Annotated in this window: 10 protein-coding genes and 5 tRNA genes; 6 read left to right on the top strand and 9 right to left on the bottom strand. The window is 62.4% G+C overall.

Features of this window, described 5'->3' with window-relative positions; translation table 11 throughout:
• Nucleotides 1-20: 20 nt before the first annotated feature.
• The 6 genes from BM019_RS10625 to gltX form a co-directional block, all read right to left on the bottom strand.
• Complete coding sequence (locus BM019_RS10625) at nt 21-560, bottom strand: TetR/AcrR family transcriptional regulator (RefSeq protein WP_007922012.1); 540 nt, start codon at nt 558-560, stop codon at nt 21-23.
• Between the two features lie 182 nt (nt 561-742).
• A tRNA-Glu gene (locus tag BM019_RS10620) sits at nt 743-818 on the bottom strand.
• Between the two features lie 80 nt (nt 819-898).
• Nucleotides 899-974, bottom strand: a tRNA-Ala gene (locus tag BM019_RS10615).
• A 53-nt stretch (nt 975-1027) separates the two neighbouring features.
• Nucleotides 1028-1103: transfer RNA gene (locus BM019_RS10610), tRNA-Glu, on the bottom strand.
• A 78-nt stretch (nt 1104-1181) separates the two neighbouring features.
• Nucleotides 1182-1257, bottom strand: a tRNA-Ala gene (locus tag BM019_RS10605).
• A gap of 225 nt (nt 1258-1482) precedes the next feature.
• Nucleotides 1483-2964, bottom strand: a complete 1482-nt coding sequence (gene gltX, locus BM019_RS10600) for a glutamate--tRNA ligase (protein ID WP_007922014.1) — start codon at nt 2962-2964, stop codon at nt 1483-1485.
• 236 nt (nt 2965-3200) lie between these two features.
• On the opposite strand from gltX, the gene BM019_RS10595 reads away from it, so the two are divergent.
• Both BM019_RS10595 and BM019_RS10590 read left to right on the top strand, forming a co-directional pair.
• A complete protein-coding gene (locus BM019_RS10595) occupies nt 3201-4262 on the top strand; it encodes an HlyD family secretion protein (protein WP_092418251.1) in 1062 nt (353 codons plus the stop codon).
• 49 nt (nt 4263-4311) lie between these two features.
• Nucleotides 4312-5802 carry an MDR family MFS transporter gene (locus tag BM019_RS10590; protein ID WP_172962986.1) on the top strand — a complete coding sequence of 497 codons (1491 nt, stop codon included), beginning with the start codon at nt 4312-4314 and terminating at the stop codon, nt 5800-5802.
• A gap of 126 nt (nt 5803-5928) precedes the next feature.
• On the opposite strand, the gene uvrB is transcribed toward BM019_RS10590, so the two are convergent.
• On the bottom strand, nt 5929-7944 hold the full coding sequence (gene uvrB, locus BM019_RS10585) for an excinuclease ABC subunit UvrB (protein ID WP_007923725.1): 2016 nt from the start codon (nt 7942-7944) through the stop codon (nt 5929-5931).
• Between the two features lie 336 nt (nt 7945-8280).
• Between uvrB and BM019_RS10580 the strand changes: the two genes are divergently transcribed.
• Both BM019_RS10580 and BM019_RS10575 read left to right on the top strand, forming a co-directional pair.
• Nucleotides 8281-9477 (top strand): amino acid aminotransferase, encoded by a 1197-nt coding sequence (locus BM019_RS10580; RefSeq protein ID WP_092418207.1) that lies wholly within the window; start codon nt 8281-8283, stop codon nt 9475-9477.
• Between the two features lie 136 nt (nt 9478-9613).
• Complete coding sequence (locus BM019_RS10575) at nt 9614-9808, top strand: hypothetical protein (protein WP_062823065.1); 195 nt, start codon at nt 9614-9616, stop codon at nt 9806-9808.
• Nucleotides 9809-9814: 6 nt separating this feature from the next.
• On the opposite strand, the gene BM019_RS10570 is transcribed toward BM019_RS10575, so the two are convergent.
• Entirely contained in the window at nt 9815-10048 is a 234-nt protein-coding gene (locus BM019_RS10570; protein WP_007923734.1) for a hypothetical protein, read from the bottom strand.
• A gap of 270 nt (nt 10049-10318) precedes the next feature.
• On the opposite strand from BM019_RS10570, the gene BM019_RS10565 reads away from it, so the two are divergent.
• Nucleotides 10319-10394, top strand: a tRNA-Asn gene (locus BM019_RS10565).
• 562 nt (nt 10395-10956) lie between these two features.
• Nucleotides 10957-12114 (top strand): MFS transporter, encoded by a 1158-nt coding sequence (locus BM019_RS10560; RefSeq protein WP_092418206.1) that lies wholly within the window; start codon nt 10957-10959, stop codon nt 12112-12114.
• A gap of 52 nt (nt 12115-12166) precedes the next feature.
• On the opposite strand, the gene BM019_RS10555 is transcribed toward BM019_RS10560, so the two are convergent.
• Entirely contained in the window at nt 12167-13705 is a 1539-nt protein-coding gene (locus tag BM019_RS10555; RefSeq protein ID WP_092418205.1) for a nucleobase:cation symporter-2 family protein, read from the bottom strand.
• Between the last annotated feature and the right edge of the window lie 127 nt (nt 13706-13832).

Here is a 13832-nt window from a genome sequence, read left to right as displayed (position 1 = left end):
CCTCAGGCCAGCGCCTCAGGTCATAGCACCGCCGACTTGGCAGCGCGCAGTAAACGGTCCGACAGCTCACCGGCTCCCAGCGCCCGGGCCAGGGACAAGCCGCCCACCATCAGGGCCAGATCGGCCAGGGCCTTGTCGGTGTCTTCGGGGGTGGTCGCCAACTGAGCCAGCATCAGCTCGATGTGTTCATTTAGGACTTTGCGGAAATCGTCCGGCAAGCGCCCCATTTCACCGACCGACGCGGGGATCGGGCAGGCCTGCTCGGTGGAGTCGCGGTGCTTGCGCGACAGATAGAACGCCGCCACCAGCGCTCGCCGCTCCTCGCCGGTCAACGATGCGTCCATATCGGCGATCAGGCCCCGGCGCTGGGCCAGCAATTGACTGAACGCTTCCAGCATCAGGGCGTCCTTGCTTTCAAAATGCGCGTAGAAGCCACCGACCGTCAGGCCCGCGGCACCCATCACTTCGCCCACGCTCGGCTCGGCCGGGCCACGCTGCACCAGCGCGGTGCTGGCGGCCTGGAGAATGCGCTCGCGGGTTTGAGCTTTTTTATCGTTCATCGTTGCCTCCGAATATTACGATCAAAATATTATTCCCATAATAAATTTTCGCAAGTCGTTAGTGTGACCGTCGGTCAGGAGAACAGTGTGGGGAGAAAGGGAGAATTGGCCAAACGCCAGACAAACAAAAGGGCCATTCAATAATTGAATGACCCTTATAAATCCCGCAGAGCGGGTAAACGTGGCGTCCCCTAGGGGACTCGAACCCCTGTTACCGCCGTGAAAGGGCGGTGTCCTAGGCCACTAGACGAAGGGGACACAAACCCTTCTATACAACTGATCAGTGCTGAGAGCTGATCGATTCAAGGCCGGTGTGGCCAGACCTTGAACTGTAAAATTGGTGGAGCTAGACGGGATCGAACCGTCGACCTCTTGCATGCCATGCAAGCGCTCTCCCAGCTGAGCTATAGCCCCAGATTTTTCGCCTCGCGGCGGAGCGACATCTTGCAACATCGCTTCTGTAAAACTGGCGTCCCCTAGGGGACTCGAACCCCTGTTACCGCCGTGAAAGGGCGGTGTCCTAGGCCACTAGACGAAGGGGACGCAAACCCTTCTAACAACTGATCAGCGCTGAGAACTGATCGATTCAAGGCCGGTGTGGCCAGACCTTGAACTGTAAATTGGTGGAGCTAGACGGGATCGAACCGTCGACCTCTTGCATGCCATGCAAGCGCTCTCCCAGCTGAGCTATAGCCCCTCGTCGGTGAGGACGGGGCGAATCTTAAGGGCGTATCGGAAGGCTGTCAAATTTTTTTTCAGCTTTTTTTAAAAAAATTTGCCGGCATAACAATCACTTACCGCCCTCCCCCGTAAATCCGGGGCTTTTGCCGACCGTTGTGCCCTCCACCAACGGTCGCGATCTTACTTCTTGCGCAGGTCCGCGGGAGCCAGCATGCCGGCTCCCGCGAATCAGCAGGCTGAATCAGGCGATCGCGCCCAGCAGCTTTTCCCACTCTTTGTTTTCTTTCTTCGACACGCCACCCAGCAGGTCGATGGCCTGACGCAGGCGGAAACGGGTCAGGTCCGGGCCCAGAATTTCCATGGCATCGAGCACCGAGACCGAGCTGGCCTGACCGGTGATCGCAGCAAACATCAGCGGCATGGCATCGCGCAGCTTCAGCTCCAGGGATTCGACCACGGCCTGGATGGTCGCGGTGATGCTGTCCTTTTCCCACTGGCGCAGGCTTTCCAGCTTCCACAGGATCAGTTGCATCAACTGCCGCACCTGATCGCCCGAAAGCTTCTTCGATTCGAACAGCTTGGCATCCGGGGTCACGCCACCGGCGAAGAAGAACCCGGCCAACGGCGCGATCTGGCTGAAGGTTTCCACCCGGCCTTGCACGTGCGGCGCGATCTTCATCAGGTATTCGGGGTTCAGCGCCCAGGTCTGCACGCGGCTGGCGAACTCTTCCACCGGCAGGTCGCGCAACCACTGGCCATTGAGCCACGACAGTTTCTCGATATCGAAAATCGGCCCACCCAGGGAGACCCGCGACAGGTCGAAGTTGTCGACCATTTCCTGCAGCGAGAACTTCTCGCGCTCGTCCGGCATCGACCAGCCCATGCGGCCCAGGTAATTGAGCATGGCTTCCGGCATGAAGCCCATGCGCTCGTAGAAGGTCACGGAGGTCGGGTTCTTGCGCTTGGACAGCTTGCTCTTGTCCGGGTTGCGCAGCAGCGGCATGTAGCACAGCTGCGGCTGCTCCCAGCCGAAATACTCGTAGAGCAGAATCAGTTTCGGCGCCGAAGGCAGCCATTCTTCGCCACGCAATACGTGGGTGATGCCCATCAAGTGGTCGTCGACCACGTTGGCCAGGAAGTAGGTCGGCAGGCCGTCGGTCTTCATCAGCACTTGCATGTCCATGCGATCCCACGGGATCTCGACATCGCCACGCAGCATGTCCGGCACCACGCAGACGCCTTCGCTCGGCACCTTCATGCGGATCACGTGCGGCTCGCCAGCGGCCAGGCGCCGCGCGACCTCTTCCTTGGACAGCAGCAGCGCGCGACCGTCGTAGCGCGGCGTCTCGCCACGGGCCATCTGCTCGGCGCGCATCTGGTCCAGTTCTTCGGCGGTGCAGAAGCACGGGAAGGCATGGCCCATGTCGACCAACTGCTGGGTGTACTTCTGGTAGATCTCGCTACGTTCGCTCTGCCGGTAAGGGCCGTGCGGGCCGCCCACGTCCGGGCCTTCGCTCCAGTTGATGCCCAACCAGCGCAAGGCGTCGAAAATCTGCTGCTCGGACTCGCGGGTCGAACGCAGTTGATCGGTGTCTTCGATGCGCAGGATGAACTCACCGCCATGCTGCTTGGCGAAGCAGTAGTTGAACAAGGCGATGTAAGCGGTACCTACGTGGGGATCCCCGGTAGGCGATGGCGCGATGCGCGTGCGGACGGTGGTCATGGCATGTCTCGGAAAGAATATGAAAAGCGAAGATCAAACAAGAGGCGAATGGTAACAGGCGATGCCGGCCCCGCTCCAGTGAGCAGGGCATTTAAGCCAAGGTTGAGGCTACTCGAGTCGCCCGGGCCGCCGAACCGCCGATTATCTGCCCGTGGCATTTACCACTGGTCGGCCGTATGCCAGATTCGCCCCCTGACAAATTTCCTTACATTTACCTGACCGCAGCCTGCCGCCCCATGCCAGTTCAACTCAAGCGTCGCCTGTTTATTTTCCTGTTCCTGGTCCTGCTGATTGCCCTGGGCTTTCTGGCGCAGTGGTTTTTCCATGGACGCTTTTATAAAAGCACCGATAACGCCTATGTCCAGGGTGAAATCACCCGCGTTTCCAGCCAGCTTGGCGCGCGTATCGACGAGGTGCTGGTGCAGGACAACCAGCACGTCGAAAAAGGCCAGCTGCTGATCAGGCTCGAAGGCGATGATTTCCACCTCGCCGTGGATCGCGCCAACGCCACCCTGGCCACCCGCGAGGCCGAACGCCTGCAAGCCCAGAGCAGACTCACGCAACAGGCCAGCCTGATCGCCGCCGGCGAGGCCCAGGTGGCCTCCAGCCAGGCCAGCCTCGGGCGCTCGCAGATCGACCTGTCCCGCGCGCAAACCCTACGCAAGCCGGGTTATGTCTCGGAAGAGCGGGTCACCACCCTGTCCGCCGACAACCATATCGCCCGCTCGCAAGTGGCCAAGGCCCAGGCCGACCTGCAAGGCCAGCGCCAGCAGGTCAATGCCCTGAGCGCCGAGATCAAGCGCCTCGACGCGCAGATCGCCAATGCCCGCACCGACCTGGCCCAGGCCGAGCTGAACCTGACCCGCAGCGAAATCCACGCCCCCATCAGCGGCCTGATCGGCCAGCGCGCGGCGCGTAACGGCCAGTACGTGCAGGCTGGGGCCTATCTGCTGTCGATCGTGCCGGACCAGGACATCTGGGTTCAGGCCAACTTCAAGGAAACCCAGATCGGCCACATGCAGCCGGGACAAAAGGCCGAGCTGCTGTTCGACGCCTACGGCGACACGCCGATCGAAGCCCGCGTCGACAGCCTGTTCGCCGCCTCGGGCGCGCAGTTCAGCCTGCTGCCGCCGGACAATGCTACCGGCAACTTCACCAAGGTGGTGCAGCGCATTCCGGTGAAACTGACCTTTGCCGCCGACAACCCACTGCACGGCAAGATCCGCCCGGGCATGTCAGTTACTGTCAAAGTGAATATCCAGCCCCTGAACCCAGAACCCTCGAACGATGGCCGGTGACCAACTGTTACGCCCGGTCGGCGAACCGACCCGGCGCGACTGGATCGCGGTGATGAGCGTGATGCTCGGCGCCTTCATGGCAGTGCTGGACATCCAGATCACCAACGCCTCGCTCAAGGACATCCAGGGCGCGCTGTCGGCAACCCTCGAAGAAGGCTCGTGGATCTCCACTTCCTACCTGGTGGCGGAGATCATCATGATCCCCCTCACCGCCTGGCTGGTGCAGCTGCTGTCGGCGCGGCGCCTGGCGGTCTGGGTGTCGGCGGGATTCCTGATCGCCTCCCTGCTCTGCTCCATGGCCTGGAGCCTGGAAAGCATGATCGTGTTCCGCGCCCTGCAGGGCTTTACCGGCGGTGCGCTGATCCCGCTGGCGTTCACCCTGACCCTGATCAAGCTCCCCGAGCACCATCGCGCCAAGGGCATGGCCATGTTCGCCATGACCGCCACCTTCGCCCCGTCCATCGGCCCGACCCTGGGTGGCTGGCTCACGGAGCACTGGGGCTGGGAATACATCTTCTATATCAACATCCCGCCCGGCCTGATCATGATCGCCGGCCTGCTCTATGGCCTGGAGAAGAAGGAAGCCCATTGGGAGCTGCTGAAAAGCACCGACTACGCCGGCATTCTCACCCTGGGTGTCGGCCTCGGTTGCCTGCAGGTGTTTCTCGAGGAAGGTCACCGCAAGGACTGGCTGGAATCGAACCTGATCGTCAGCCTGGGCAGCATCGCCCTGCTGAGCCTGATCACCTTTGTCATTGTCCAGGTGTCCAAGCCCAACCCGCTGATCAACCTGGGCATCCTGCGCAACCGCAACTTCGGCCTGTCGAGCATTTCCAGCCTGGGCATGGGCGTCGGTCTGTATGGCTCCATCTATCTGTTGCCGCTGTACCTGGCGCAGATCCAGAACTACAACGCCTTGCAGATCGGCGAAGTGATCATGTGGATGGGGGTGCCGCAGCTGTTCCTGATTCCGCTGGTGCCGAAGCTGATGCAGTTCATCTCGCCCAAATGGCTATGCACCCTGGGCTTTGGCTTGTTCGGCCTGGCGAGTTTTTCTTCGGGGGTGCTCAACCCGGACTTCGCCGGGCCGCAGTTCAACCAGATCCAGATCATCCGCGCCCTGGGGCAGCCGTTGATCATGGTCACCATTTCTTTGATCGCCACCGCCTACATCCTGCCGCAGGACGCCGGCTCGGCCTCCAGCCTGTTCAACATCCTGCGCAACCTCGGCGGCGCGATCGGCATCGCCCTGCTCGCGACCCTGCTCGATGCGCGGACCAAGACTTACTTCGACTACCTGCGCGAATCCATAGTGCCGAGCAACCCGCAAGTGGCCGAACGCCTGGCGACCCTGGCCGAGAAGTTCGGCAGCGATACCGCCGCCCTCGGCAAGCTCAGCGAAATCACCCACCAGCAGGCGCTGATCATGGCCTACAACGACGCCTTCCATTTTGTCGGGATCGCCCTGGGTGTCAGCATGCTGGCGATTCTGCTGACCAAGGCGCTGCCGGCCGGGATCAAGGCCGGGGAAGCGCACTGACTTGCCAGGGTAACCGTTGTAGCCGCTGCCGCAGGCCGCGATAGGTCCGAAGGACCTTCAGCGGTAGTGATGCCGCCACGGCCGTACCGGCCGATCGCAGCCTGCGGCAGCGGCTACAGGTGAGGCTCAAACCGTCAGCAAACGCTCACGCAGCTTGCCGATTTCGTCGCGCATTTGCGCCGCGGCTTCGAACTCCAGGTCGCGAGCCAACTGGTACATCTTCTCTTCGAGCTGGCGAATGCGCTTGGTGATCTCGCTGGGCGAGCGCAGTTCGTTTTCGTAGCGGGCATTTTCCTCGGCGGCCTTGGCCATGCCTTTGCGCTTCTTGCTGCGCGAACCGGGCACGGTGGCGCCTTCCATGATGTCGGCGACGTCCTTGAACACGCCTTTGGGGGTGATGCCATTGGCCAGGTTGAAGGCGATCTGCTTGTCGCGACGGCGCTCGGTCTCGCCGATCGCCCGCTCCATGGAACCGGTGATGCGGTCGGCGTAGAGAATCGCCCGGCCGTTGAGGTTACGCGCGGCACGGCCAATGGTCTGGATCAGCGAGCGCTCGGAGCGCAGGAAACCTTCCTTGTCCGCATCGAGAATCGCCACCAGCGACACTTCCGGCATGTCCAGGCCTTCGCGCAGCAGGTTGATCCCCACCAGCACATCGAAGGTGCCCAGGCGCAGGTCGCGGATGATCTCGACCCGCTCCACGGTGTCGATGTCCGAGTGCAGATAACGCACGCGCACACCGTGATCGGCGAGGTAATCGGTCAGGTCCTCGGCCATGCGCTTGGTCAGGGTGGTCACCAGGACCCGCTCTTCCACGGCCACGCGCTTGGTGATTTCCGACAGCAGGTCATCGACCTGGGTCAGCGCCGGGCGCACTTCCACCTGCGGGTCGACCAGGCCGGTCGGGCGCACCACCTGCTCGACCACGCGGCCGGCATGCTCGGCTTCATAGTTGCCCGGCGTGGCCGAGACGAAGATGGTCTGCGGGCTGACCCCTTCCCACTCGTCAAAGCGCATCGGTCGGTTGTCCAGCGCCGAGGGCAGGCGGAAACCGTATTCCACCAGGGTTTCCTTGCGCGAACGGTCGCCTTTGTACATGGCGCCGACCTGCGGCACGCTGACGTGGGACTCGTCGATCACCAGCAAGGCGTCCGCCGGCAAATAGTCATACAGGGTTGGCGGCGCCGCCCCGGCAGGCCGCCCGGACAGGTAGCGCGAGTAGTTTTCGATGCCGTTGCAGTAGCCCAGCTCGAGGATCATCTCCAGGTCGAAACGGGTGCGCTGCTCCAGGCGCTGGGCTTCCACCAGCTTGTTGTTGCTGCGCAGGTATTCCAGGCGCTCCTGCAACTCGACCTTGATCCCCTCGATGGCATCCAGCAGGGTTTCCCGCGGCGTCACGTAGTGGCTCTTGGGGTAGAAGGTGAAACGCGGCAGCTTGCGGATCACTTCGCCGGTCAGCGGGTCGAAGGCGGAGATGCTTTCCACCTCGTCATCGAACAGCTCGATGCGGATCGCTTCCAGGTCGGATTCCGCCGGGTAGATATCGATCACGTCGCCGCGCACGCGGAAGGTGGCGCGGGCAAAATCCATGTCGTTGCGGGTGTACTGCAGGTCGGCCAGGCGGCGCAGCAAGGCGCGCTGGTCGAGCTTGTCGCCGCGATCGACGTGCAACACCATCTTCAAATAGGTTTCCGGGCTGCCCAGGCCGTAGATGCACGACACCGTGGTGACGATGATCGCGTCCTTGCGCTCCAGCAGCGCCTTGGTCGCCGACAGGCGCATCTGCTCGATATGGTCGTTGATCGAGGCATCTTTCTCGATAAAGGTGTCGGACGAAGGTACATAGGCTTCCGGCTGGTAGTAGTCGTAGTAGGAAACGAAGTACTCCACCGCGTTGTTCGGGAAGAACGCCTTGAACTCGCCGTACAACTGCGCGGCCAGGGTCTTGTTCGGCGCCAGCACCAGGGTCGGACGCTGTACCTGGGCGATCACGTTGGCGATGCTGAAGGTCTTGCCCGAGCCGGTCACACCGAGCAGCGTCTGGTGCGCCAGCCCGGCCTCGATACCCTCGACCATCAGGCGGATGGCTTCCGGCTGGTCGCCGGCGGGCTGGAAGCGGGTGACTAGCTGGAATTCAGACATAACGTACCTCTGGGTTCACTCCAGCACGACGCCGCCGCACAGGAACGAGAAAGACCACAAACGACGAGCGTCGCCGGGAAAATACTGGATTGTGCTGGATGTGGAGGCAAATTCCACAGCTTTCAAGGCAAAGGTCCCAGGACCCTGTACGACTTTGACGTTGCAATAAGACTAACGGTCGAAAAATAAACCGAAAAACTTGCCGGAAAAGCCCTTTCAGCTGTCGCCGCGCGCAGTGATGTGCCTCTATACTAGCTCCCCGTTTGTGCACCGCTCTAGTGCATTCGGCTGGAGCGCGACACGTCCCTCCACACTCCATTCAGAGCCGCCGTAATAATGAGCCTGTTCTCCGCTGTCGAAATGGCACCACGCGATCCTATCCTGGGCCTCAACGAAGCATTCAACGCCGATACCCGTACCAACAAGGTCAACCTGGGGGTCGGTGTTTACTGCAACGAGGAGGGGCGAATTCCACTCCTGCGCGCCGTTGTCGAAGCCGAGACGATCCGCGCCGCTCAACATGCCTCCCGTGGCTACCTGCCGATCGACGGTATCGCCGCCTACGACCAGGCCGTGCAGAAGCTGCTGTTCGGCAACGACTCGCCGCTGCTGGCCGCCGGTCGCGTGGTTACCACCCAGGCCGTCGGCGGTACCGGCGCGCTGAAGATCGGTGCCGACTTCCTCAAGCAACTGCTACCTGACGCGGTCGTGGCCATCAGCGACCCAAGCTGGGAAAACCACCGCGCGCTGTTCGAAACCGCCGGCTTCCCGGTGCAGAACTACCGTTATTACGACGCCGCCACCCACGACGTGAACCGCGTCGGCCTGCTGGAAGACCTGAATGCCCTGCCAGCCCAGTCGATCGTGGTCCTGCACGCCTGCTGCCACAACCCGACCGGCGTCGACCTGAGCCCGGAAGACTGGAAAAACGTACTGCAGGTGATCAAGGCGAAAAACCTGGTGCCGTTCCTCGACATGGCCTACCAGGGCTTCGGTGACGGCATCGCCGAAGACGCCGCCGCCGTGCGCCTGTTCGCCGAATCGGGCCTGACCTTCTTCGTCTCCAGCTCGTTCTCCAAGTCGTTCTCGCTGTACGGCGAGCGCGTTGGCGCCCTGTCGATCGTCAGCGAGTCGAAAGAAGAAAGCGCGCGCGTGCTGTCGCAGGTCAAACGCGTGATCCGCACCAACTACTCCAACCCGCCGACCCATGGTGCAAGCATCGTCGCCGCCGTGCTCAACAGCCCGGAACTGCGCGCCCAGTGGGAAGCCGAACTGGCCGAAATGCGCCTGCGGATCCGCGGCATGCGCCTGCAGATGGTCGACCTGCTGGCCAAGGGCGCGCCACAGCGCGACTTCAGCTTCGTGGCCCGTCAGCGTGGCATGTTCTCCTACTCCGGCCTGACCGTCGATCAAGTGACGCGCCTGCGCAACGAGTTCGGCATCTACGCCCTGGACACCGGCCGCATCTGCGTGGCCGCGCTGAACCAGAACAACATCGACGTTGTGACCAAGGCCATCATCCAGGTGATCTGAGCCACGCGCGGTGAGTGAAAAGGGGGGAAGCCTGAGGGCTTCCCCCTTTTTTGTGGGCCGCCCTCGCCAGGCCGATGCCCACTAGACTGAATCCAGCTTGCCTTCTTCCCTATCGCTTCCCTATCGAGAACACCCCATGAGACACGACGACCTGCGAGCCGACCGCGACGAACTGGACCACTTCCCCCGCCCACAGAAACGCGAAAGGAACCTGGTCCTGCAAATTGCCCTGGGGGTATTTCTCGGCGGCCTGGCGCTGTGGCTGGTGCAACTGGCCGCCACCTCGCTGGCCGCGAAGCTCATGCTGGGCACCTTCACTTTCGGCGGCTGAGAACGCTCAACCGGCCAGTTCAGCACTGCGCTGGCTGGCGGCATCATCGAAGGCCACGTACAGCGACTCGGCGACCTGGCTCTTGATGGCCTTGGCGCTTTCCAGCCCGAGGACAAAACCTTCGGCCTTGCCACCCGCGCGGTTCAGTTCAGCGGCCGATCCGGCCTGGGTAATGGCATCCCACAGTTTCATGGCCTGGGGACCGACACCTTTGGGCAGGCTGATCTGCTCGATGCTCATAAAACCTCCTCAGGCAGAGGCGACAGGGCAAGCAGTGTGATGGGTAAAAACTTGAACAGGGTCATGAGCGTTACCTTTTCGGCTGGAAGCCGGGAGCGCGTGAAACCACTGCCGGGGCGCCATGGTAGACCTGTGCCGCGATTCCGGTAACCGCCAACGGCCAAATAGCCGCGGATTGGCATAATGGCCAGGGTCGACCAGGCTCACTCAAGCGAAAAATTATTTGGATATGCTTGACTTATCCATTTTAATCAGTAAGATACGCCGCATTCCGCGATAGCTCAGTTGGTAGAGCAAGTGACTGTTAATCACTGGGTCCCTGGTTCGAGTCCAGGTCGTGGAGCCATCTTCCTACACTGATTGGCCAGCAACATTTCAAGGAGCGCCCTGCTCCTGCGGCGAATCAGTTCAGCGTTACCCTCCCCAAGATCGATTCAGCGCATGCCAGACCGGCATGCGGATACGCGTTTGCGCTGCGCCCGATTCCAACCTGTCTCCGATTGCCTGGCGCCAGCGCCTGAAGTAGGCTGTGCCCCTTCTCACGCCAGCCATCACGACTCATGTTTTTCCCCGCACAGCTCCATCACAGCTTTCTCTCGATGAGCCCATCGCAGACCTTCGCGGTGTCGCAATCCGACTGCGCGATCAATCGCCGCCGCCGCAGCGTGCTGTTCGCCTTCACCTTCTCCCCTCACGCCTGAACCCCACCGTTGCGCCTGAAGCCGGCGCGGACCTGATACAGCTGCCGCGCTTGTTCACCGCGCACTGACCCATCCGCCGCTTTGCACCGCAGAACCCCGGCCCGACCTACGCCCGCGTATGCCGAACCGCAACCCTGCCCGAGCAAAAGCACCGCGCCACAACAAACCGTTTTTGAGCGCCCGCCCCGTCGGGCGCAGGTGTCTTCCATGAATAAAACCCTGTTGGCCGCGCTGATCCTTGGCATCTCGATTGTCGGCCTGAGCATCGGTTCCACCGTGCCGGTCATTGCCTTGCGCCTGTACCAGGCCGGTGCCTCGAACCCCCAGATCGGCATCATGTCGGCCCTTCCCGCCGCCGGCATGATGCTGTCGGCGTTCCTGGTGAACGGCCTGTGCCGGAAACTCAGCCGCCGGCAGATCTACCTACTGTGTTTCAGCCTGTGCGCCCTCAGCATCGGCGCCCTGGAACTCCCCGGGATCAGCCTGACCGGCCTGGGGCTGGCGCGGATCGTCATGGGCTTCGGCGCCGGGCTGATCATCATCCTGGGGGAAACCTGGGTCAACGAGATGGCCGCGGACGCCGTGCGCGGACGAGTGATCGCGGTCTACACCACCTGTTTCACCGTGTTCCAGATGATCGGCCCCGGCCTGGTGGCCCTGCTCGGCACCGAAGGTCCGGCGGTGATCGCCACGGTCAGTACCGGTTACCTGCTGGCCATTGCGGTGATCTGGCTGACCCTGCCACGCCAGCGCCCCGTTGCCGGACACGCAGAAAACCAGAGTTTCTCAGTGCTGGGCTTTATCCGGGTGGCACCGGCGCTGTGCGTGGGCATCCTGTTCTTCGCCTTCTTCGATACGGTGATTCTCTCGCTGTTTCCGGTCTACGCCGCGACTCACGGCTACGCCATCAAGCTCACGGCGCTGATGATCAGCATCATTCTGCTGGGGGATGCGGCGTTCCAGTTCCCCCTGGGCTGGCTGTCGGACAAGGCCGGACGCGCCGCCATCTACCTGGGCTGCGGCGTGGTGTCGTTGCTGATCGGCCTGGGGCTGCCACTGCTGATGAACTACCCGGCGCTGCTCTGGCCGAGCCTGGTGATACTCGGCGCGGCGGCCGGCGGGGTGTACACCCTGGCGATCATCCTGATCGGCCAGGAGTTCAGCGGCCCCGACCTGGTCACGGCCAACGCCAGCGCGGGTTTGTTATGGGGGATCGGCAGCCTGCTGGGCCCCTTGCTCAGCGGCGCAGCCATGAGCGGTGGCGCCCACGGCCTGCCCTTGACGCTGTCGGCGGCAGCCGCCGTGGTGGTGCTGTTCGCCTTGGCGCTGGTCCGCCAAGGGCTGCCAGACCGAGTCGCGGAGTAGTTAGCCGGCCAGGCCTGGACTGATTGCGTCCAGCCTGGCGATTCGGCCGGCCCTAGACCTTGCTGGTTTCGACCGCGCCCGAGGGATGGGACGACGCCTGATGAGCAGCCGGAGCATGCTCGCCATGGGACGTATCCACCACCGGGATCTCGTTGCCCTCGGCATCGTGCAGCTTGCCGCCGCTGAAATAATCGCCCTCACGCAACGCTGCCAGGTCCTGGTAGCGCAGGGTGCGCTCGGACGCCACGGCGAACACCGATTGCTGGTCCGAGTTGCCCAGGGTGAAGTGGTTGAAGGTGAGGTTCAGCACAATGGCCATGATCGCCGAGGAGCTGATGCCGGAATGGAAGATGGTGGCGAACCAGCTCGGGAAATGGTCGTAGAAGTTCGGCGCGGCGATGGGAATCATGCCGAAGCCGATCGAGGTGGCAACGATGATCAGGTTGACGTTGTTGCGGTAGTCGACCTTGGACAGGGTGCGGATACCGCTGGCCGCCACGGTGCCGAACAGCACGATACCGGCACCGCCGAGCACCGAGGTCGGCACCGCGGCAATCACCCGCCCCATGAACGGCAGCAGGCCGAGGATCACCAGGAACACCCCGCCGGTGGCCACCACATAACGGCTCTTGATCCCGGTCACCGCCACCAGCCCGACGTTCTGGGCAAAGGCGCTCTGGGTGAAGGAGCCGAAGATCGGCGCGATCATGCTTGACAGCATGTCAGCGCGCAGGCCGTTGCCCAGGCGCTTGGAGTCGACCTTGGTGTCGATGATCTCACCCACCGCGAGGATGTCGGCCGAGGTTTCCACCAGGGTCACCATGACCACGATGCACATCGACAGGATGGCGGCGAAATGGAAAGTCGGCATGCCGAAATGAAACGGCGTCGGGAAGCCGAACATCGGCCCCTGGGTGACCATGGAGAAATCGGCCATGCCCAGGAACACCGCGATGATCGTGCCCACCACCATGGCCAGCAGGATCGACAGCCGGGAGATGGTCGCGCTGCCGATCTTGCTCAGCAGCAACACCAGGACCAGGGTGATCGCCGCCAGGCCGATATTGGCCATGCTGCCGAAGTTTTCCGCATGGCTGTTGCCACCCATGGCCCAGCGCGCCGCCACTGGCATCAGGGTCAGGCCGATGGTGGTGATCACGATGCCCGTGACCAGCGGTGGAAAGAACTTGGTGATGCGTGAAAACACCGGAGTGATCAGCAGACCGATCAACGAGGCGGCGATCACCGCCCCGAGAATCGACTGGAAGCCCCCTTCGCCACCGCTGCTGACAATCGCCACCATGGTCGCCACGCCCGAGAAGGACACGCCCTGGACCAGCGGCAGCTGACAGCCGAAAAACGGCAGGCCGAGGGTTTGCAGGAGAGTCGCCAGACCGCCGGCGAACAACGACGCCGCGATCAGCAGACCGATGTCCGCCGGCGCCAGGCCGGCGGCCTGGCCAACGATCAAAGGCACCGCAACGATACCGCCGTACATGGTCAGGACATGTTGCAGGCCGTAAGCCATATTCGCGCCAAGACCCAGGTTTTCATCTTCAGGCCGTTGCGGTGAAACAGAGGGCGTTTTCATGGTTGGGGGGTTCCCTGGTTTTTGTTATGGGGCACACTGTATTCAACAGTCGGGACAAATGTCTATAGAGTTGTATACACTTTATTCGACACTGCCCGGCCTCAGAAACCCGCGCCACCCGATTGCC

Origin of the sequence: Pseudomonas sp. NFPP07 (assembly GCF_900115645.1) — a bacterium.
Taxonomy (GTDB): Bacteria; Pseudomonadota; Gammaproteobacteria; order Pseudomonadales; family Pseudomonadaceae; genus Aquipseudomonas; species Aquipseudomonas chlororaphis.
The sequence above is the reverse complement of the archived record's forward strand: the minus strand, read 5'-3'. Positions and strand labels throughout refer to the sequence as shown.